Below are 20,252 nucleotides of genomic sequence, written 5' to 3' on the forward strand. Positions count from 1 at the left end.
GTTTATCACATGATCCGTATTCAAGGTCTTAGCAAAAAATACAACGAAAAATACGTGGTAAAAAACGCGGATGCCCTTTTCCCACTTGGTAAAGTAACCAGCATTATCGGTCCTAACGGTGCAGGCAAAAGTACCCTACTATCTATGGCAAGCCGACTCACCGAAAGTGATGCTGGTACCGTGGTGATTGGTGACAAGCCTCTTGACCAATGGAACAGTGAAGATTTGGCAAAACGCCTCTCGGTGCTGCGTCAATCGAACAACATCAACATGCGCTTTACTGTGCGTGACTTAGTGGCATTTGGTCGCTTTCCATACTCACAAGGTCGTCTGACAGAAGATGACCATCGCATCATTGAAGAATCAATGCAGCATCTAGAGATCGACCATTTGAAAGATCGCTTTATCGACCAACTGTCTGGCGGACAACGTCAAATGGCGTTTATTGCAATGGTGGTGGCACAAGATACTGACTACATCTTCTTGGATGAACCACTGAACAACCTCGACATCAAACACTCAGTCGACATCATGAGCACGCTGCGCAAGCTCGCCGAGATGAAGAACAAAGCCATCGTGATTGTGATTCACGACATCAACTTCGCGTCATGTTATTCCGATCACATCGTTGCAATGAAGCTCGGTGAAGTCATCAAAGCAGGCACCGTTGAAGAAGTGATTGATGCCGATGTACTGAGCGACATCTACGAAATCCCATTCATCGTGCAAGAAATTAATGGCAATCGTATTTCGTTGTACTACCGACGTTAGATCACCCAATCTGATTTCAAAGGCGGCCTTGTGTCGCCTTTTTTGTTTTTATTTCGCTATTTCACAATATAAGTCAGAAAATCAAACTTTCGAATCTTTTATAATGATACTGTACAGGACAGTATTACTTAGTTGGACAGTATCATTTAGTGGATAAAGTTATGCGCGCATCGACAGAAAAGAAAAGAACTCGGATCATTGAAGTCGCTACCGAACTGTTTATTGAGCAGGGGTACAAGGACACCTCTCTCGATCAAATCGTTGCGATTTGTGGTGGTTCAAAGCAAACCTTATATCGCTATTTTTCTAACAAAGAGGGGCTTTTTATTGCCGTACTCGCACATAATACCAAGACCAGCTTGGAGTCGGTTTTTCAACTTGCCGATAAACAAAATGAGCCGTTAAAGGAAACCTTAGAAGACTTCGCTAAAAAGTATCTACGCGGCATTTGTTCCAATCCGCTCTTATCGCTTTATCGCATCGTATCAGCTGACTTTAACAAACACGATTTGATACCTAATCAGTTTTGGCAAACCGGACCACAGCGCATTCACCAATACTTAATAGAGTTTCTAAAAACCGACAGGATCAGCCAGCAACTTATCATCGACGATGCCGATTTAGCGTGTGATCAGCTACTCGCGTTGATCAAAATGGATTACCAGAACATGGCGTTAATGGGCTTTGAATTCTTAAGCGACGAGAAATTAGAAGCGCACACCCAAAAGGCGGTGGCGGCATTCCTTAAGATTTACACACGATAAACGCATCACATACAGAATCAAAATATACAAAAACAAACAAGGGAGCACATCGGCTCCCTTGCTTATTTTAGCTATTATGAGTGTTTTACGTAGTATCAGTGTGCTTCTTGCTTTGCTGCTAGCTTCTTACCAATCAATAGGATTGGCGCTAAAGCAAAAATAGAAACAATAAACATCAATAGCGAATTATTCAGTGCTAATGTCGTCGCCTGTTCTTTCACGACCGCACTAATTTGACTCATACCTAGACCCGGATTAGGTAAACGTCCGTGAGTGAGAATGGCGTTACTTAATGCCTGTTCGTAAGCCGCAAACACATGGTTAGAACCATCCAGTGTACGCCCGATTTCGCCCGATGCTTGCGCGCTGTGGTTTTGGATCACACGAGAGAAAAATGCACCACCAATCACCCCGCCCATGGTTCGGAACAGATAGAAATTGGCAATGCCCTCTAAACGCTGCCCCACTTGGAAATACATCAACACGGCAATCGTAACCGACACATTCAACAAGCCCACACCAAAACCGCGCAGTAGCATTGGAATGGGTAATGACTCGGTACCAACAAAGCTCGGCAGTTGGCTGAACTCGTAGACCGACAGCAGAATCATCAGCACGCCAAAGGGCACCACCGCATCCGCAAGTGGACGACGAAAGTAATACACCAAAACACTCACCAGCATACCGACTAACATGGCGTAAAACGATGGCAATTGCGCAAAACCCGCATTAAGGCTGTTATAGTGCATTGCCATTTTTAGGAAGTTAGCAAACAGCACCGTACTGGCCATCACGGCGAACCCTGCCAGAAACGCGTTGTACATAAACACGTTAGTTTTCAGTTTGCCATGCAATTGCATTGATGCTGTATTCAAGTGACGTGTTTTCACCAACTGGTACACCGCGAACAAAACAAGTGCCGCCGCAACCGAAGAAGCCTGTACGAACCAGTTTGAATCCAACCAGTTGTAGTAACTGCCGCGCATCAAGAGGAACACCACCAAACTCATTGTTAACGCGAGCACGAGGTACACCGAACCCGCCGATTTTGCCTTAGCTTCTATCTTAACCGCTTGAGGTTTATATAAACTGACCATCACCAAGGCAGAGAAATACAACCAAGCTGACGCTGCACAGAGCAATGTCCAATCAAACACCTCGACGATCTCTGCCACCAGCCAAGGGTAAGCACCCATTGGTAGCAGCGTCGAAAAAATGAGTGTTAGCGCAATAATGGCTGGCAACCATCGTTGTTCAAATGTGTTGAGTAGATAGAGATTTACCACCACCAATAACATGCTCATGAAAAATCCACTCACAAGCCAAGTTAACGTGAACACTAGCGCATGCTGATCTGTCCAATACAGCGTAAGGTTCGTCCCCAACCCCACTAACAAAGCGGCATGCAATGGCAATGAGGTGCCAAGTTTACGCACCAAGAGTGGGGCAAACATAAACCCCAAGACTTGAGTGATCATAAAACCGATTTTAACCAATTCGACTTCATCTCCGGACAAGCCAGATGCTGCCGCCATCTCATGAGACAATTCGGTAAACATCACAGAATTAATCCCAAAAGCCGCAATGGCAAACAGCGCAAAAATCAGCAATGGTGAACGTGTTTTCATGGCGGTTAACCTTGTGTTGCCGTCTCAATCGACACTTCAGCCGACAAACCAGGGTAAATGCGCTGTTTGAGTTCGTTAGGGATATCCAACTCAATACGCACGGGAACACGCTGCACGACTTTCACGAAGTTACCGGTCGCATTTTGTGGTGGCAGCAAGCTAAATTGCGCCCCTGTAGCCGGAGTAATGGAAGACACTCGACCGTGCAGCGGATGATCCGGGAACATGTCTAGCACCACTTCCACTTCTTGCCCTTGGCGGACGTTCTCCAATTGAGTCTCTTTGAAGTTGGCTTCAATCCAAACGTAATCTGGCACCATAACGATCAAGCCCATGCCCGGTTGAACAAACTTACCTACTTGAACTTGTCTGTCTGCCACATACCCATCAAATGGCGCGCGAACGATGGTTCTTTCAAGCGCGATATTCACTAACCTAAGATTCGCTTCCGCTTGCTTACGTTGCGCGGTCAATTGCATCTTTTCTGTGACTAACGCATCAAGTTGCTTCTGTTCTGCCGTCAGTGCAAGCTTGGCCGTTTCTAGGTTGCTACTTGCTTCAATAGAGCGCGTTCTTTGCGCTTCAAATTGATTTTTACTCACCGACTGCTTTTGCACCAAGCGTGAAAGACGTTTGAATTCTGCTGCTTGGTGCTCCGCGTTTGCACTCGCACTGTGAATACCTTGCTTCGCCTGCTCGATCTTCACTAACTGCATTTCCGTCTTGGTTTGGTTTGCACTCAGTCCTGCATTCGCCACATCTAGCGCTGCTTTTGCGATCTCTTGATTGGCAATAAAGTCTTCATCATCAATTGAAAACAGTGGCGTGCCTTTGGCTACCCACTGATTATCTTCGACAAAAAGTTGGCTTACCTGCCCACCGACTTCTGGGGAAATCGCCGTCACATCCGAGTGAACATAAGCGTTATCCGTTGTAACTGTATTGGGTTGGTACAACGCACAACCCGCAGCAAACAACGAACCTACAATAAGCGCCAATGCGATGACTTTCTTCTTCATTTTTAAAACCTGACTTAATGACTTTTACAAACTGTACTGTACCGTACAGTTTTAGTAAAGATCAATTGATCCTCTGAGCATAAAAAGATCATTAGGGATGGCTAAAGTGCTTGTTTCCATTTGCTATTCTTTATTGGTTATTTTCTCGCCGGAACATTAGAAACTCAGGTTGCTCAAAGTCGCATGAAGAAAAGACCTTGCACTTACAGGTATTCCTTTTTCAGAGCAATGTCAGAGTGATGTAAAACTTATTTCTCAACGAAAAATAATACTAGCGCGAACTCATTCCCCTCGATTATGATTCGCGCCCCTTAATCTAGTTTTAAACGTAAATGAAATTACTAACGACTCTTCTAAGCGCAGCCGTTGCTGCAACACTACTTGCAACGCCTGCACACGCAGATGACAAATTCACTTTAGGTCGTACCATTTTGCTTGAGCACGGCAACTTAGCAGCAAAAATCCCAATGGTGGTTTGCCGCAACACGAATGCGATCAAAGTAAAAGCAGAGAAAGACTTAGAATTGAGAAAAGTCGTGGTGAGATTCCAAAACGGTGAAGAAAAAACGATCCGTTTTCACCGCGATCTTAAGAAAGATAAAACAACCGACTGGCGTTACTTTGGTTACCGCCGTTGTGTGAAAAACATCGAAGTTTACGGTAACTCAGAAGGCTCTAAAGCAGGCGTTCGTGTTTACGGTAAAGAGAAAAACGACTAATTCGCGAAACTATCGTTTTCGTTTTGGCAGCGTTTGAAACTCGAAACGAATCTAGCTTAAACAAATCTAAGCTAAAACGAATCCAAGCTAAATGGGCGACGAATATGTCGCCTATTTTTATAACTAAATTCATCTGGACTTAACCTGTCAAGACTCAACTCTACTCCAACTATTACGTGAGTATTGGTATCCACCACCCAATGCAACTTTCTCCCAGACGCTACGCTTCCCGTCAGTTCCGCGCTTCTTAACTTCCCATTCGCTTTAGCTAAAGCCCTTGAAGCTAGTCCTATCAAATTCCATCACAACGCCCATGCTGGTAGCCCATACCCTACGACTAATGTCTAACCGTCTGAGACTATTTGTGCTTTTTGGTTTGGTATAAGGTACTAGCAACTGAATTTAAAGGGTTCATAAACGTCAGTTATCGAGTTCTTGTAGCAGAGACTTATAGAGACAACGACTCGCTTAATCTTCGTTTAGTGAGCAAACAACGTTGGTTGGAAAAACACACCTTAGAGTGTGAACGAAAGGAATCACAATGAGCAGTACTTTAGAGTCCGTACATATACAAACAGATAAGCCTCAAGCCAATGAGGATGAACTCACTTATGAACAGCAGCATAAACCAAGATCGGAATTTGATTCCCGAGAACAATATTTGGAGCACGAGTTGCAAATTATGGCGCCTAAACGCTGGCGTCCCAATTTGCCATTTAAAGATTATCGATTTGAGATAGAAGATACCATTCCAGCGATGGCCGCGACCATTGGTAAAGTGGTAATGGTGGGCGCCATTGCAGCAACCTTTGCTGGGGCACTAGGGTTAAATGAAGGCTTTATTTTAGAAAATGTCCGTTATGAATTACTCATCGCCTCTGTTTTCATTATTCTTTTCTCAGGCTTTTTATTACCTACCGCAAACCTCGCAGGTACACACGGCCCACTCATCCCTTTAATTCCTATTGTCGTTGCAGCAGGCGGCCACCCTATGGCCTTTGGTTTGCTGATCGGCGCTTTTGGCATACTGTTGGCCATCAGTAAAGGGGGCAGCATGCTGGCAAATCTCACGAGTAAAGGCGTGTGTGGCGGTCTATTACTCTACCTTGGCTTTGTTGGAACCGTCTCGCAAGTGAAAAAGCTGTTCGCTTGGGCTGAGGGAATTGGTATGAGCCACATTGCTTTTGTTGTGATCTTTTGCACCATTATTTTGTATGCCTTATTGGAACATTTTCGTAAGCGTTGGCTAGCCGTCCCTCTTAGTTGCTTGCTAGGCGGTAGTTTAGCTTTTGCCATGGGCGCCCCGTTTTCTTTTCAAACCGAGCCCGGTTTACCCAATATGAACCCAATGTATTGGTGGGGGGAAGATACAGGCTGGATGCTAGGGTTACCGACGGTTGAACATTTCATGGTCGTACTGCCTTTTGCTATTTTGGCCGTAGCGATGTGGTCGCCAGATTTTTTAGGGCATCAAGTGTTTCAAAAAATCAGCTATCCGAAACGTACAGAAAAAGTCCATATGAACATTGACGATACCATGACCACCGCTTCCATTCGTCAGACATTCGGCTCTCTGCTCGGTGGTACTAACTTTACGTCTTCGTGGGGGACTTATATCGTTCCGGCGGCTATTGCTAAACGTCCTATTCCGGCCGGCGCGTTGCTGACCGCATTGTTCTGTATCATCGCCGCAGTTTGGGGTTATCCAATGGATTTAGCGATCTGGCAGCCTGTACTCTGTGTTGCGCTCATTGTTGGGGTATTTGTTCCTTTGCTAGAAGCAGGAATGGAAATGACGCGTGAGGGGAAAACCACACAATCGGCAGCGATTGTTGTCTTTTCTTCAGCGCTCGTTAACCCTGCATTTGGTTGGTCTCTCACCATGCTGCTGGACAATTTAGGCTTGGTCGGCTGTAAAGAACGTAGTGGGGAACTGAGTAAAATGAGCCGTTGGGTGTTGCCTGGCATTATGTTTATTGTGCTAACAAGCGTAATGGCGTTGGTGGGTCTACTACCAGGGATACCCGCGATTATTCCAAGTTTTCGTTAACCTTTAAGTCAGCCCCAAAGACGGTCTAGCACTTACGTTCATAGGCTCGTAATACGAGTTTAGGGTTTGAAGATATTTTTTGCTACCTGATAGAAACGGTTTAGTTCAGTGGAGCTAAACCGTTTTTGCCCCTAAATCATTTAGAACACAAGCTCTACATGGATAGTTTGTACTCTATTTTCCTTACTTTTCCTCATATCTAATGAACGGCCCTTCATGTACAGCAAGGCGTGGTGCCGATAAGAGAAAATCGATAGAAAACTGTTTACTCAGAAAGTTATTCAGCACATGACGCCCTACTTGAAGTATCATCTTTAGCTCTCTTGATGTTGTTGCACTACTTCAACTTGAGTTTAGATTTCAAGTAACGGATCAGTATTTCATGCGTTTGGCCACAGGTATATGTTGTGTCTAACTAGCCGATTGAGATAACGAAAATGGTGCATGATGAATGCATCGGTGTTTGAGGCTCTATTTGTATTTGACGTTGGCTTTCTTCAAGCGATTAAAAACTAGGGGCCAGAGGCCTATGCGGTCCCGCTGACTGACAATAGAGCTAATGACCAATGAATCTGGTATTATGTTTGCGTTTTCCTAGTTGTGATTATTACCATGCCTTTATCAAAAGAGTCGCTAAAAACGATACATATCATTGCGAGTTCAGCTAATTTCGCCGTCGCAGCAGAAAGATTAAACCGCGTACCATCTGCGGTGAGTTACACGGTTAAGAAGTTAGAGGAAGAGCTTGGATTCGACTTGTTTGATCGCTCAGGACGTCAAGTTAAGTTAACTCCAGCAGGGCAATACTTCATTGAGCAAAGCAGTTGGATGTTAGACTCGTTTGAGGAATTGGTTCGCAACAGTACTCTAATCAGTAGCGGTGTTGATATTTCCTTTGATATTGCGATTAATAACATCGTTAACCGTGATGGTGTTATCGAGTTAGTTAGTCAACTTAACCAGCAGTTTCCTTCTACCCAAATTGCGGTTAAAACAGAAGTTTATAACGGCTGCTGGGATGCTATTTATTCACGTCGTGCAGATTTAGTGATTGGCGCGCCGCATTCTGCTCCAAAGCTAGAAGGGATTGTTTACCACACTCTTGGCAAGGTTGAATGGGATTTTATCGTTGGCCGAAGTCACCCGCTGGCAGCCCATATTGATATTTTGACCACTGAAGAACTGCGCCGCTATCCAGTTATCGTAGTACGGGATACCTCACAACATATTTCACCGCAAGATTCATGGTCATTAACGGGACAAAAGGTGATTTATGCGCCTGAATTGACGACCGCAATTCGTATGATTGAGCATGGGATTGGCATTGGTTACATTCCTCATCATCGTATTAAAGATCAGTTGAATCGAGGCACAGTGCTGAAAAAAGCGATTGTTGAGCACAAGCAACCAACACAGCTGTTTTATGCATGGCATGCACAGAGGCAAAGTCCGGTTTTAGAGTGGTGCGTTAACTACTTGATTAAAAATGAACATAAGTTCAACTGGCACAACTAGTCGGATTGGAAAGCGAGCTTTAGGCTCGCTTTTTTTAGTTATGTGCTTGCAGCATTGTTATAGGGTCGTTCAGATCTCACTTTCTACACTTTAAGCGCGCAAAAATTTGATGCTTTCATGCAAAAAGTTCGCGATTTTGTCACTAAATTTTATTGTTTACTCTTTTATTAGTAACGAATCGGTTATTGTTGTGATGGCGATCCTGTTTATCTTTTCTTAATTCAAATTCTTTGATGAATGAGGCTTAATTTTCTCACTTTTTTTGTACTTAGCGTAGATCTACACTCCATAACGAACGCTAAAGAGCGTCAACAAACACTAATAACAAAAAAGGTATGATAGTTATGATTAAGTCATTTAATGCTGAACCCTTTGCCCTAGAATTTGATCCTACAACTACTGCGCTGGTTATGATCGATATGCAGCGCGACTTTGTCGAACCAGGTGGTTTTGGCGAAGCGCTTGGTAACGATGTATCACTAGTACGCACTGCTATTGAACCTTGTGTTGCCGTTCTTGAGGCGGCTCGTCAAGCAGGTCTTACTGTGATTCATACCCGTGAAGGTCATCGTGCGGATCTCACTGACTGCCCAGCGGCAAAACTGACGCGTGGCGGCAAAACGTTCATCGGTGAGATGGGGCCAAAAGGTCGCATCCTTATTCGTGGCGAAGAAGGCCATGACATCATTCCTGAGCTGTACCCAATTGCGGGTGAACCAATTATCGATAAACCAGGTAAAGGTGCCTTTTATCAAACGGATCTACACCTAATTCTACAAACGCGTAATATCAAAACACTGATCGTATGTGGCGTGACGACGGAAGTGTGTGTAACTACCACAGTACGTGAAGCAAATGACCGCGGTTATGAGTGTATCGTGCCTGAAGATTGTGTTGGTTCTTACTTCCCAGAGTTTCAAAAATACGCACTTGAGATGATTAAAGCTCAAGGTGGTATTTTTGGTTGGGTTTCGCACTCAAAAGACATTATCGAAGCGATTAAGTAACAGGGTCTAGAGCCATGTTACTTGCGGTAGAGAAAGGATGCCGATTTCCAGAACAGGCATTTGATGGTCGAATTCATAGCGTTTTTAGTCATGCCATCAATATCATCAGTGATGATCCAATGACTAAAACGTGGGTTTCTTTACTCGACCTCTCTCTACCCAATACACCTTGTGGTTTATCTTTGGCTCTGGCTAGTGAGCCGCTATTTAACCAATGCCAAGTAGGTGACAAGGTGTATCTTCGTGGTGGTATTTTACGTTTTTCGACGGATGCCAGATTGAGCGTAGATAGTCGTTCAGCAATAAATTGGAAATATCCACCACAAGTAAACGAATATTCGTTGAGTCAATTGAAAAATAACATTCATCATATAGAAAACTATTTTATTAAATATGTAAATGGTCGAAATAACCCCAAGCTATATATCACTACATATAGTGACTATTTAAATTACATTTCGATTGATGTTGATTTTGATTTAGTGAGCATGCCTGAATCCATAGTTGATAATTTGGGAAGAGGCCAAGGTCTTACTCCTTCTGGTGATGATTTTATTTGTGGATTATTAGCTCTACTGAACTATGTGACTCAATGTTCTGGCTCCGCACTGTGCTCTTATCGCGCAGTGCAAGCAAGGATAACCGATGCATGTAGTTTGCAATGGCATAAGACGACGGATGTCAGCCGCCACTATTTACAGCAGGCATGTGCAGGTGATTTCTCCCAGCCAGTTTCTTGGTTGGTGTATTCAATATTTAATTCCATTTGTTTTAATGAAGTGGAAGAAATAATTAACAACGTACTTGAAATTGGTTCTAGTTCAGGAATTGACATCGTTTCAGGTATATTATTTGGCGCTCATTATTTACAACGAGAAATAAATTAACTTGCAAGGTTATATCTATTGAATTTAACGGTTGTAAATAATGCCAAAAAAATGGTTCTTACTATGGCAATAAAATATAAAGCATTTGAAAACTTGTATCAGGACTCTGTGTCTTTGATGCAGTTGTCGGCACAACTAAATAAACTTGATGGGATAGAGGAAGCTTCAGTCGCAATGGGGACCGAGGCGAACCTGACACGTATGGTAGATGCGGGCTTTGGCTCAGATATCTGCGCCAAGCCTAATGATTTGGTTATTGCAGTGAAAGGGGAAGAACAAGCGTGCGAACAAGCCATTACTCTGGCTCAAGAGCAATTAACGTCGCGTAAAAGCGAGGCAAGTACAGCGAGTGACTATGTACAGCCATTAACGAGTTTTGCATTGGGTTTAGAGCAGCACCCAGAGGCGAATCTCGCATTGATTTCTGTGCCAGGTGAGTATGCCGCGGCAGAAGCTATGAAAGCACTGAATCTTGGCCTTAACGTGATGATGTTTAGCGATAATGTCTCACTAGAAGATGAACTAAAAATAAAACAATTGGCCCAAGCGAAACAGCTTATGGTGATGGGCCCCGATTGCGGCACCGCGATAATCAATGGTATTCCGCTGGGTTTTGCCAATGTGGTTCGTCAAGGTGACATTGGTATTGTGGCGGCGTCGGGCACGGGGCTGCAAGAGGCGACATGTCGTGTACATCAACTAGGTGCAGGCATATCACAAGCTTTAGGAACCGGTGGCCACGACTTACACCAAAACATTGGTGGTATTTCGATGCTGACGGGTCTTGAGGCCTTAATTGAAGATGAGCAAACCAAAATTATTGTGTTGATTTCAAAACCACCAGCACAACAAATCGCAGAGCGTATTTTGCAGGTGGCGCAATCAACAGAAAAGCCAGTGGTCGTGCATTTCCTCGGTGCGCCGACTGACAGTATCGAGCGTGAAGGTATTTACCCAGCAGCAAGCTTAGCGCATTCAGCCGAAGTCGCTGTGGCGTTGTTGAATGGACAAACTATCACGCCACCTCAAACGGTTACCGCTGAGATGACAACGTCAATATTAGAGCATGCACACGCGTTAGTGGCGACTCAGAAATTCGTTCGCGGCGTTTTTGCTGGCGGTACATTCTGTTTTGAAGCTCAGCTTATTTGTCATCAAGCAGGCATTACGGGTTATTCCAATACGCCAATTTCGACCTACAGCATGCTAGATGATGTATGGCAAAGCCAAGGAAATACCATTGTTGATCTAGGTGATGATGCCTTCACTCAAGGTCGTCCTCATCCAATGATTGATCCAACATTACGTAATCAACGCATTTTACAAGATGCGCGTGACCCGCAAACGGCTGTCATTCTCTTTGATGTGGTGCTTGGTTATGGTGCATCTGAGCAGCCTTTGGCAGAACTACTGGCGGTATTAGAGCAGTTGAAACAAGAGCAAGCTCAATTGCCAGTGTTTATTGCTCATGTATGCGGCACAGACAATGACCCTCAGTCGCGTGATCTCATTAAACAAGCGTTAAGTGATCAAGGTGTCATCGTTGCAGACTGCAATGCACAAGCTGCTGAGTTTGCCGCTCTAATCATTAATCAGCAAAGTCGATAAGGAGCTACAGAATGAAAGCTTTATTTAGTCAAAAACTGTCAGTTCTAAATGCGGGTTTAGCCAGTTTTGCAACCAATATTGAACGTGCGGGTGGTAGTGCGATTGCCATGAATTGGCAGCCGCCAGCCAATGGCGATAAACAAGGTGGTATCGCACTGGCTGATCTGACCAACCAGCTGGATATCGAGCAAGCGAACCAAGTTGCAATGAATCGTTATTTGGCTGCCCAACCAACGTTAGTTGATGTGATGTTAGCGGGTGAGGCTATCCCTGTACTTGCTGAACGAAAACTGATTCTTCACGCGGGGCCGCCGATTGCTTGGGCAAATATGTGTGGCCCGGTACAAGGCGCGATTCTTGGTGCGATCATTTATGAAAAGTGGGCGAAAACTGTTGAACAAGCGCAAGTGATGATTGATTGCGGTGAAGTGCAGTTTGAACCTTGCCATCACTACGATGCGGTCGGCCCAATGGCCGGAATTATTAGTCGTTCAATGCCAGTATGGGTGGTGGAGAACCAAACTGCATCTGGTGTTCAACGTGTCTTTTCTAACTTCAATGAAGGTTTAGGGAAAGTTCTGCGTTTTGGCGCTAACAATAGTGATGTGATTGAACGTCTTGAATGGATGGGGACTGAGCTAGCACAAGCGATGAAAGCGGCTGTGCGTGAAATAAATGGCTTGGAGCTGAAACCAATTATGGCGCAAGCGCTGCATATGGGGGATGAAGTTCATAACCGCAATGCGGCCGCCACGGGTTTATTGTTAAAACAATTAATTCCAGCGTTACTTTCTACTCAGTTAGAGCAAGGTCAGCTAAAGCGAGTGATCAGCTTTATTACTGGCAATGATCACTTCTTTTTGAACCTTTCTATGGCGGCGTGTAAGAGCATGCTTAAAGCTGCTGAAGGGGTTGAAAATAGCACTATGGTCACGGTGATGGCGCGCAATGGTGTCAACTTTGGCATTCAGCTATCTGGTACTGGTAAGCAGTGGTTCCAGGCGCCAGCCAACCCTGTCAATGGCTTGTTCTTCCCTGGTTATGGTGTTGAAGACGCAGCAGCCGATCTTGGTGACAGTGCGATTACAGAAACAGCCGGCGTGGGCGGTTTTGCGATGGCTTCTTCTCCAGCGATTGTTAAGTTTGTTGGCGGTACACCAAATGATGCCACTAACAATAGCCGTGCAATGCAGACTATTACGCTAGGAGGTAACCCGGCCTTCACGTTACCAGCATTAAACTTTGCGCCAACAGCGGCGGGCATTGATGCGCGTAAGGTGGCTGATAATGGCGTGCTACCCATCATTAATACGGGTATTGCCCATAAACAAGCGGGTGTCGGCCAGATTGGTGCTGGCATTACGACTGCGCCAATGCAGTGTTTTGTTGATGCGTTGTGCGCACTTGATGCGCAGCGTCGCAGTGAGGTGATCGCATGAGTAAGCGTCCACTCGCCGTTGTCGCCTTTGGTGGTAACGCATTAGTTGATGATAACGACCATTGCTCAATTCGAGATCAATATCGCACGGTAGAAAACAACGTTGGCTACCTAGTAGACCTAATCGAACGTGGTTGGGACTTAGTGATTACTCATGGTAACGGTCCTCAAGTTGGCTTTATTTTGCGACGTTCAGAGTTGGCAGAGCATGAAGTTGCACCTGTCCCAGTGGATTACGCAGTAGGTGATACTCAAGGCGCAATTGGTTACATGTTCCAAAAAGCATTAACCAATGAGTTAAATCGAAGAGCGATTGCTCGACCTGTGGTGTCACTGGTGACACAGACTTGCGTTGATGCAAATGATGAAGCTTTTGTGAAACCAAATAAACCAATTGGCTCATTTATGACTCAAGAAGTTGCACAGCAATGTGCTGACAATTTGGGTTGGAGCATCATGGAAGACTCAGGTCGTGGCTGGCGCCGCTGTGTAGCGAGCCCTAAGCCTCTAGAAATCGTCGAATTACCGAGTATAGAAAACTTAATTGCTAGCGGCACTTTGGTGATTGCCTGTGGTGGCGGTGGTATTCCCGTTGAGCGCGATCCACAAGGCAATTTGATTGGTGTGGAAGCGGTCATTGATAAAGATGTTGCATCAGCATTACTCGCCGAGAAGCTTCAGGCTGACATGCTAATTATTCCGACAGGCGTAGAGAAAGTGGCGATCAACTTTGGCCAGCCAAATCAGCAATGGCTTGATGATCTCACGCCAGCTGAGGCGAAGCGACTTTGCGATGAAGGTCAATTTGGTGAAGGTTCTATGAAACCGAAAGTCGAAGCCTTGTTGCAGTTTGTCGCCGCAAACCCTAACGGAGCGGGCCTCATTACTCAAGCAAACACACTGTTACAAGCACTTGATGGCAACACAGGCACTTGGATTCGCAATTAATTTTATTTTGGCCCACTCGTTGGGCCGTTATTGGAGATGTTTTATGTCTACTGAGACAACACTACTAGCCGTGAATGGCACATTGATGCGCGGCCTTAAATTAAACCACAACTTAATTAATGTGGGTGCTGAGTTTGTACGAGAGGATGTGACAGACAAGCACTACCGCTTATGGTCGATCAATGATGATCACCCAGCGATGATTCGCACCATTGAAGAGAGCAACTCTGTTGATCTAGAAATATGGGCATTGCCAATGGCTGCATTTGCCACGGTATTAAGCAATGAGCCAGCAGGCCTTTCAATTGGCAAAGTTAAGCTGGCTAATGGTAGCGAGATACTTGGTGTACTCGGTGAGCCTTGTTTAGTCGAAGGCCAAAAAGAGATCTCTCATACTGGCGGATGGCGTAAATACACCGAAGCGTTGAGCTAATGTTCTAGATTTTTATTCCAGTCATCTCATTAGCTTGATTGCTATACCCTACACCGAGATGGCTGGAAACAATAATAACAATCGAGATAAAGGGTTTGAATTATGTCTAATAATAGAAAAAGCAATGATGCACCGAATACGGCATCAGGTTTTCAGATTGCCATGATCCTCCTTGGTATTCTGGTTACTCCGGTTCTTTTGGCTTCATCAAGTTTAGGTAGCCAACTGGAGCTGGGCAATGCGGCGATGATTATTGCTGTCGGTAGTTTGATTCTTACCGTTCTAGCGGTAATCAACATTTCAATTGGCGAGCAAGCTCGTTTACCTACCTATGGTATTGTTAAATTCTCTTTTGGTAAGCAAGGCGCGATTGCAATCAACGTGATCATGGCGATCAGTCTTTTCGGCTGGATTGCTGTTACGGCAAATATGTTTGGTCACAGTGTCCATGACTTGTTGTCTGGTTTTGGCTTATCGATTCCTGTGCCAGTGTTAGTTGCTATCGGCTGTGTGATTTTTGTCGCTTCTACCGCAGCTGGTTTCGAGATGCTGGGCAAAGTGTCTAAAATGGCGGTGCCTGTAATTGTGGTACTTATGTTTGTGGTGCTATTTGTGGCAACAGGTGCTGATGTTGCTTCAACTGAGAAGTTGCAACAATTGCCATTTGGTACTGCGGTTTCATCGGTTGTAGGTACGATCATAGTGTTAGTGGCAACCTCTCCTGATTTTGGCAGTTTCGTGCACAATCGCAAACACGCAATGATTGCTGGCGCATTAACGTTTGGTTTGGCTTATCCTGTGTTGTTTTTTGTTGGCACAGTTCCTAGTTCTCTGACGTCAGAAGGTTCATTGCTTGGTGCGATGGCTTTAATTGGTACCACGCTACCAGCCGCTATTTTGCTGATCTTTGCGTGTATCACTGGTAACGCAGGTAACATGTTCCAAGGTACGTTAGCCGTCTCGACACTGTTTACTAACATTGCGAAATGGAAGATCACCGTCGCGCTGGGTATTCTAGCGACGATTCTAGGTAGCATGGACATTATGGGTTGGTTTATTCCATTCCTATTATTCTTGGGTATTGCTACACCGCCAATTGCTGGCATTTACATTGCTGACTTCTTTATTAATCGCCGTCAAGGCTACGATGAATCATTACTAGAGAAAGAAGCTGCGGCAAAACCGATGACATTCGTGGCTTGGGGTATTGGCTCATTGGTGGGGTTTGCGACTGTAAATGATATGTTTACCCTAACGGGTATTCCTTCAGTAGATTCAATTCTGGTTGCCTCTTTTGGTTACGCGCTATTGTGTCGAACAAAACCGCCAGTGGAGGTTTTGAGCAAATAAATTATTTTGCCAAATTTTCATATTGTTCATTTTTAACCACCGCCAAAAGCGGTGGTTTAAACTTCATTCATAGACAGGAACTCAAAGACTAAACTCCTTATTTTTCAACAAAAATAGCTTTGGTCGTGATTTGATGTTGTTCACAAAACAAATGCATCAGGACATGAATAAAGCCGATGACGATTCTCTCTCTACAAAATCAATGTAAGCAATTCCTTAACTGCAGCACATACTTTTAACTCAGGTCTCATGAAGCGATGTTGGGCAATCTCACCCTGATTCGCACCATCAATACTGGATACCAAGTAGAGTGGCTTTCCATACATTTAGTTATCCATGATTTTCTAATTTAGAAAAGTCATTGACTCATTTCTGTCCAAAAATGAGCTTGGTGGTGTGTTTATGATTAACAAACCACCAACTTTGTCAGGCTGAGTACGAGCCAGTAAAGATTAACCACTGATCATTATGTCGATCCCACTTTTACTTCCGTCCCACTGCTATTATCACTGCGCAGCTGCCTTGACCAAGGTTCCCAGCACGCCGCTGACTTTATTCAAGACTCCATCACATCCCTTTATATCGTGGCGCTCTTTTAAGTAAGATGGGTCATTGTAAGCTAACCAAGTTTTACCCTCGGCATCTTCATAGACCAAGACTTTTTGTGGAAGATCAATCGCTACTTCTTGTGCGCAAACCATTAACGGGGTCCCCACCTTAGGATTGCCAAAAACAATGACCTCGGTTGGTCTGAGCGCCATATCGACTTTCGCCGCATTGGCTTGATGGTTAACCCTTGCGAACACATTCAGCCCTTTCTCTTGGGCAATCTCAACGAACTTATCGGCAGTATCTGTCACGGAATGCTGACTACCAACACGCACGACACTCTCTTCAGCCTGCGTAGTATACGAAGCCAATAACACCGCTAATCCAACGATCACCCATCTCATACAGCCCTTCCTTTTTCGTTATCAGTTAGTCACTCAAATATAGACCGGATGTTCAGATTAATTGATTCAGATTAATAAACTGTTAACTAGCGCTAGATCACATTTTTGAAACCCATAGAATACGTGCTTATTTTATTGCTGAGTAAGAGTAAACGAGTGACACGCGATCAATTTGAGTTATTAGCGCCGGGTGGCGATCTAGATTCCATCAAAGCGGCGATTGCTGCAGGTGCCGACGCCATCTATTGTGGGCTTGACCGCTTTAATGCGCGCAACCGTGCAACCAACCTAACATTGGATAACTTAAATGGGGTGTTAACCCTAGCGCATCAGCACAACTGTAAGATCTTTTTGACGCTTAACGTACTGATTTTAGAGAGCGAAATTCCCGCGATTGTGCGTCTGCTTAGCCAACTGAACACCACCGCGATAGATGGCGTGATCGTACAAGACCTTGGCCTTGCTTATATTCTCAAGAACCATTTCCCTGATTTAGACGTGCACGCCTCAACCCAGTTGAATACGCACAATGAGGGGCAAATTCTGTTCCTTAACCAACTCACGGCAAGTCGCGTCAACCTTTCTCGTGAACTGAACATCAACGAGATAAAACATCTGGCTCAATTTGGTCGCGAGCATAACGTCATGATGGAAGTCTTCGTTCATGGCTCTTACTGTATTGGGTTTTCTGGGATTTGCTATATCAGCTCTGCTCGTAACGGAGCATCGGGTAACCGTGGCCGTTGCAGCCAACCCTGTCGTGAACAATACGAAACGACAAAAACAGGCAACAATTACCCACTCAACATGAAAGACAACTCCGCGTTTGGCGATTTAGCCGCCCTCGCAGACGCAGGCGTTTACTCGCTCAAAGTCGAAGGACGCATCAAAAAATCGCATTACGTGTATACGGTTGTCGATAACTGGCGTAAGCAGATTGACCGTTTATGTGATGGGGTTGAGCTATCCAACGACACCACTGAACTTTACACCGTATTTAACCGAGATTTTTCTAACGCATTTTTGCAAGGTGATTTCGGTAAGGCAATGTACATTGATAACCCTCGTGACCATGCGGTAAAACACTTTTCAAAGATCTATCAGTGTCAGTCGGTTGATGATGTTCAAGCAGTGAAGAAGAAACTGTACGACGATAAAACAGCGATTATCGAAACCGTTGCAGAAAAAACACAGACCTTTGATGTGAGTTCAGCCAATGCGTCCAACAGCAGCTTAAAAGGGGCGATTGATGTACCGAGCCTACCCGCATTACCCGCGTCAGAACCACGTTTAGGCGCACCAAAACTGTCGGTACTGATCTCAGCAATGCAAGACGTGTCACTGTGCGAATACACTAATGCAGATGTCTACTATCAACTGCCAATGGGCTTAGCAGGCGAACTGCCGGCCATGATAGAACTATTCCAAGCAAATCCGACACTGAAACCTTGGTTCCCTGCGATACTAATTGGGGACGATTACCAAGCGGCACGCACATTCTTAGAAGCCGTGAAGCCGGATTTGTCGATCACCAATAACTCAGGCGTTGGCATCATCGCTCAACAACTGGGTTTGGGTTGGGTAGCGGGCCCACAAATGAACACCGTCAACTCATACTCATTCAAATGTTTGCAAGAAGAGTTTGCAGCGAGCGGCGCGTTTATCTCTAACGAGTTAAACATGAAGCAGATGCGCCACATTAAGCGTCCGCAAAACATGCGCAGTTACTACAGTATCTACCACCCAAATACCCTGCTCACTAGCCGTCAATGTTTGTTCCAACAAACGGAGGGCTGCCGTAAAATCAAGGTTAATAAAGGGTGTTTGAAGCGCTGTGATAAACGTACTTCCATCATTAATTTGAAAGACAACCCATACGTAGTGCAAAAGCAAAAAGGCAGTCACAACTCGATATACAGCGAACACAATGTATTGAACCTGCAAGTGCTGCAAGATCTACCGCAACTGTTTACCGATGTGCTGATTGACCTACGCGATATTCAAACTGAGACTAAAGTATCAGCCACTAAATCAGAATTGATTGATGCATTTTTGCTATTGTTAGAAAAACCGTGTGAACAAGGTGAGCAAGCGCTCAATACGATGATTCAACCTACGGCAAACGCTCAATACTTGAAAGGCTTATAAGCGGATTTTCACGTAAGCCACACAGCACAATTTACGGATAAACTATGCACCCAATGAAGCAAGAAACGTTGAGCTATTTCGATGATTTGAATTACAGTATTATCTCGCGAACTGATGACGTTTATGCGCTAAAGCAGAACCGAACAGGCTTAACCGTCGAACTCGACTTCTCTGTACTTGGTAGCGGAAAGCTCCCTGAACCACGGACACAAAAAACGGATAAGAAACTGTACTTCCTTGATATCAGCGATATTGAGAGAATCGGTTTTGAGGTATTAGAACCTTTTGCTATTGCACTTGAGGAACATTGTTCTATGGTCGTATATGAGCCTGAGTTCTTTGAGCAAAGCATGAAAGAGATGTGGATGTTTCTATCAAACGATCCACGCGATCGTGATGTGTTCAACGACAGCAAGTTTTATCGTTCTTAACGAGCCTTTTTGTCGTTAATGAGGTATTTAAACCTCAAACTACGACGGACTCTTCTTGAACACTTGCCTTGCACTGACTACAATGGCGCACTTTTTTTAACGGACTTCAAGGTCACACAAAATGACAGATACAGCTAAACCAGCTCTACCAGATCGCCTAGCGGGTAACCCACGTAGCCCATTCTTCATCAAAGAATGTTTCGATCACCAAATCGGTATCCGTTTCAACGGCAAAGAGCGCACTGACGTAGAAGAATACTGCATCAGCGAAGGTTGGGTAAAAATTGCTTCACCTAAAGCAAAAGACCGTTTCGGTAACCCAATGCTTATCAAACTAAAAGGCGAAGTAGAAGCTTACTACGCGTAAGCTGACCACGCTGAATGTATTTGAAAGCTCGAGTTTGACTCGGGCTTTTTTAATACCTGTCATATCTATTTTCCGATTAATCTATTCCCTCCTCTATCCAGTACAAGTTATTAAGAAATCGATGTAAATCGCTGTTTTTATCTGATTGTTGTCTAAAGTTTCTATAGAACTTACTGCAATAACTATTGCCAAAAGAAACGACACCATTTGAATGCA

Annotated in this window: 18 protein-coding genes and 1 pseudogene; 15 read left to right on the forward strand and 4 right to left on the reverse strand. The window is 44.6% G+C overall.

Going from position 1 to position 20,252, the window contains the following annotated elements; all coding sequences use genetic code 11:
- Positions 1-9: 9 nt before the first annotated feature.
- Both VA249_RS20750 and VA249_RS20755 read left to right on the forward strand, forming a co-directional pair.
- On the forward strand, positions 10-771 hold the full coding sequence (locus tag VA249_RS20750) for an iron ABC transporter ATP-binding protein (RefSeq protein ID WP_221070887.1): 762 nt from the start codon (positions 10-12) through the stop codon (positions 769-771).
- A gap of 161 nt (positions 772-932) precedes the next feature.
- On the forward strand, positions 933-1,535 hold the full coding sequence (locus VA249_RS20755; protein WP_221070889.1) for a TetR/AcrR family transcriptional regulator: 603 nt from the start codon (positions 933-935) through the stop codon (positions 1,533-1,535).
- A 95-nt stretch (positions 1,536-1,630) separates the two neighbouring features.
- On the opposite strand, the gene VA249_RS20760 is transcribed toward VA249_RS20755, so the two are convergent.
- Entirely contained in the window at positions 1,631-3,163 is a 1,533-nt protein-coding gene (locus VA249_RS20760; RefSeq protein WP_221070891.1) for an MFS transporter, read from the reverse strand.
- 5 nt (positions 3,164-3,168) lie between these two features.
- Entirely contained in the window at positions 3,169-4,182 is a 1,014-nt protein-coding gene (locus VA249_RS20765) for an HlyD family secretion protein (protein ID WP_221070893.1), read from the reverse strand.
- 332 nt (positions 4,183-4,514) lie between these two features.
- Here VA249_RS20765 and VA249_RS20770 point away from each other — a divergent pair, with 332 nt between their 5' ends.
- A complete protein-coding gene (locus VA249_RS20770; protein ID WP_128813418.1) occupies positions 4,515-4,901 on the forward strand; it encodes a DUF2541 family protein in 387 nt (128 codons plus the stop codon).
- Positions 4,902-5,029: 128 nt separating this feature from the next.
- On the opposite strand, the pseudogene VA249_RS24155 reads toward VA249_RS20770, so the two are convergent.
- Positions 5,030-5,162, reverse strand: a pseudogene (locus tag VA249_RS24155) (IS5/IS1182 family transposase); the annotation flags it as partial.
- Between the two features lie 280 nt (positions 5,163-5,442).
- Between VA249_RS24155 and VA249_RS20775 the strand changes: the two are divergent.
- The 9 genes from VA249_RS20775 to VA249_RS20815 all read left to right on the forward strand — a co-directional run bounded on the left by VA249_RS20775 (position 5,443) and on the right by VA249_RS20815 (position 16,137).
- A complete protein-coding gene (locus VA249_RS20775) occupies positions 5,443-6,951 on the forward strand; it encodes a DUF3360 domain-containing protein (RefSeq protein WP_221070895.1) in 1,509 nt (502 codons plus the stop codon).
- A gap of 612 nt (positions 6,952-7,563) precedes the next feature.
- Complete coding sequence (locus VA249_RS20780; protein ID WP_221070897.1) at positions 7,564-8,466, forward strand: LysR substrate-binding domain-containing protein; 903 nt, start codon at positions 7,564-7,566, stop codon at positions 8,464-8,466.
- 344 nt (positions 8,467-8,810) lie between these two features.
- A complete protein-coding gene (locus VA249_RS20785; RefSeq protein WP_065546087.1) occupies positions 8,811-9,473 on the forward strand; it encodes a cysteine hydrolase family protein in 663 nt (220 codons plus the stop codon).
- A gap of 14 nt (positions 9,474-9,487) precedes the next feature.
- Complete coding sequence (locus VA249_RS20790) at positions 9,488-10,360, forward strand: oxamate carbamoyltransferase subunit AllH family protein (RefSeq protein WP_221070899.1); 873 nt, start codon at positions 9,488-9,490, stop codon at positions 10,358-10,360.
- Between the two features lie 63 nt (positions 10,361-10,423).
- Complete coding sequence (gene fdrA, locus VA249_RS20795) at positions 10,424-11,968, forward strand: acyl-CoA synthetase FdrA (protein WP_225927135.1); 1,545 nt, start codon at positions 10,424-10,426, stop codon at positions 11,966-11,968.
- Positions 11,969-11,979: 11 nt separating this feature from the next.
- Positions 11,980-13,407, forward strand: coding sequence for a YlbE family protein (locus VA249_RS20800; protein WP_221070903.1), 1,428 nt, complete (start codon positions 11,980-11,982; stop codon positions 13,405-13,407).
- A complete protein-coding gene (locus VA249_RS20805; RefSeq protein WP_221070905.1) occupies positions 13,404-14,354 on the forward strand; it encodes a carbamate kinase in 951 nt (316 codons plus the stop codon). The genes VA249_RS20800 and VA249_RS20805 overlap by 4 nt, the downstream gene beginning before the upstream one ends.
- Before the next feature lie 43 nt (positions 14,355-14,397).
- Positions 14,398-14,787: an allophanate hydrolase-related protein gene (locus VA249_RS20810; protein ID WP_221070907.1), complete on the forward strand. Its 390-nt coding sequence runs from the start codon at positions 14,398-14,400 to the stop codon at positions 14,785-14,787.
- Positions 14,788-14,889: 102 nt separating this feature from the next.
- Positions 14,890-16,137: a cytosine permease gene (locus tag VA249_RS20815; protein ID WP_221070910.1), complete on the forward strand. Its 1,248-nt coding sequence runs from the start codon at positions 14,890-14,892 to the stop codon at positions 16,135-16,137.
- Between the two features lie 506 nt (positions 16,138-16,643).
- Here the strand turns inward: VA249_RS20815 and VA249_RS20820 are convergent.
- Positions 16,644-17,090, reverse strand: a complete 447-nt coding sequence (locus tag VA249_RS20820; protein ID WP_221070912.1) for a DUF302 domain-containing protein — start codon at positions 17,088-17,090, stop codon at positions 16,644-16,646.
- Between the two features lie 156 nt (positions 17,091-17,246).
- Here VA249_RS20820 and VA249_RS20825 point away from each other — a divergent pair, with 156 nt between their 5' ends.
- The 3 genes from VA249_RS20825 (at position 17,247) to VA249_RS20835 (ending at position 20,036) form a co-directional block, all read left to right on the forward strand.
- Positions 17,247-19,238: a peptidase U32 family protein gene (locus tag VA249_RS20825; RefSeq protein ID WP_221070914.1), complete on the forward strand. Its 1,992-nt coding sequence runs from the start codon at positions 17,247-17,249 to the stop codon at positions 19,236-19,238.
- Positions 19,239-19,282: 44 nt separating this feature from the next.
- On the forward strand, positions 19,283-19,669 hold the full coding sequence (locus tag VA249_RS20830; protein ID WP_221070915.1) for a hypothetical protein: 387 nt from the start codon (positions 19,283-19,285) through the stop codon (positions 19,667-19,669).
- Positions 19,670-19,790: 121 nt separating this feature from the next.
- Positions 19,791-20,036: a DUF3297 family protein gene (locus tag VA249_RS20835; RefSeq protein WP_128813426.1), complete on the forward strand. Its 246-nt coding sequence runs from the start codon at positions 19,791-19,793 to the stop codon at positions 20,034-20,036.
- Positions 20,037-20,252 lie beyond the last annotated feature (216 nt).

Origin of the sequence: Vibrio alfacsensis, assembly GCF_019670485.1 — a bacterium.
Lineage (GTDB): Bacteria > Pseudomonadota > Gammaproteobacteria > Enterobacterales > Vibrionaceae > Vibrio > Vibrio alfacsensis.

What these genes read in the sequence shown, in the direction of transcription:
- VA249_RS20780 (WP_221070897.1), top strand. Translation starts at nt 7,564, where the DNA reads ATGCCTTTATCAAAAGAGTCGCTAAAAACGATACATATCATTGCGAGT.
- VA249_RS20785 (WP_065546087.1), top strand. Translation starts at nt 8,811, where the DNA reads ATGATTAAGTCATTTAATGCTGAACCCTTTGCCCTAGAATTTGATCCT.
- VA249_RS20765 (WP_221070893.1), bottom strand. Translation starts at nt 4,182, where the DNA reads ATGAAGAAGAAAGTCATCGCATTGGCGCTTATTGTAGGTTCGTTGTTT.
- VA249_RS20800 (WP_221070903.1), top strand. Translation starts at nt 11,980, where the DNA reads ATGAAAGCTTTATTTAGTCAAAAACTGTCAGTTCTAAATGCGGGTTTA.
- VA249_RS20755 (WP_221070889.1), top strand. Translation starts at nt 933, where the DNA reads ATGCGCGCATCGACAGAAAAGAAAAGAACTCGGATCATTGAAGTCGCT.
- VA249_RS20835 (WP_128813426.1), top strand. Translation starts at nt 19,791, where the DNA reads ATGACAGATACAGCTAAACCAGCTCTACCAGATCGCCTAGCGGGTAAC.
- VA249_RS20790 (WP_221070899.1), top strand. Translation starts at nt 9,488, where the DNA reads ATGTTACTTGCGGTAGAGAAAGGATGCCGATTTCCAGAACAGGCATTT.
- VA249_RS20770 (WP_128813418.1), top strand. Translation starts at nt 4,515, where the DNA reads ATGAAATTACTAACGACTCTTCTAAGCGCAGCCGTTGCTGCAACACTA.
- VA249_RS20760 (WP_221070891.1), bottom strand. Translation starts at nt 3,163, where the DNA reads ATGAAAACACGTTCACCATTGCTGATTTTTGCGCTGTTTGCCATTGCG.
- VA249_RS20820 (WP_221070912.1), bottom strand. Translation starts at nt 17,090, where the DNA reads ATGAGATGGGTGATCGTTGGATTAGCGGTGTTATTGGCTTCGTATACT.
- VA249_RS20815 (WP_221070910.1), top strand. Translation starts at nt 14,890, where the DNA reads ATGTCTAATAATAGAAAAAGCAATGATGCACCGAATACGGCATCAGGT.
- VA249_RS20750 (WP_221070887.1), top strand. Translation starts at nt 10, where the DNA reads ATGATCCGTATTCAAGGTCTTAGCAAAAAATACAACGAAAAATACGTG.
- fdrA (WP_225927135.1), top strand. Translation starts at nt 10,424, where the DNA reads ATGGCAATAAAATATAAAGCATTTGAAAACTTGTATCAGGACTCTGTG.
- VA249_RS20775 (WP_221070895.1), top strand. Translation starts at nt 5,443, where the DNA reads ATGAGCAGTACTTTAGAGTCCGTACATATACAAACAGATAAGCCTCAA.
- VA249_RS20810 (WP_221070907.1), top strand. Translation starts at nt 14,398, where the DNA reads ATGTCTACTGAGACAACACTACTAGCCGTGAATGGCACATTGATGCGC.
- VA249_RS20830 (WP_221070915.1), top strand. Translation starts at nt 19,283, where the DNA reads ATGCACCCAATGAAGCAAGAAACGTTGAGCTATTTCGATGATTTGAAT.
- VA249_RS20805 (WP_221070905.1), top strand. Translation starts at nt 13,404, where the DNA reads ATGAGTAAGCGTCCACTCGCCGTTGTCGCCTTTGGTGGTAACGCATTA.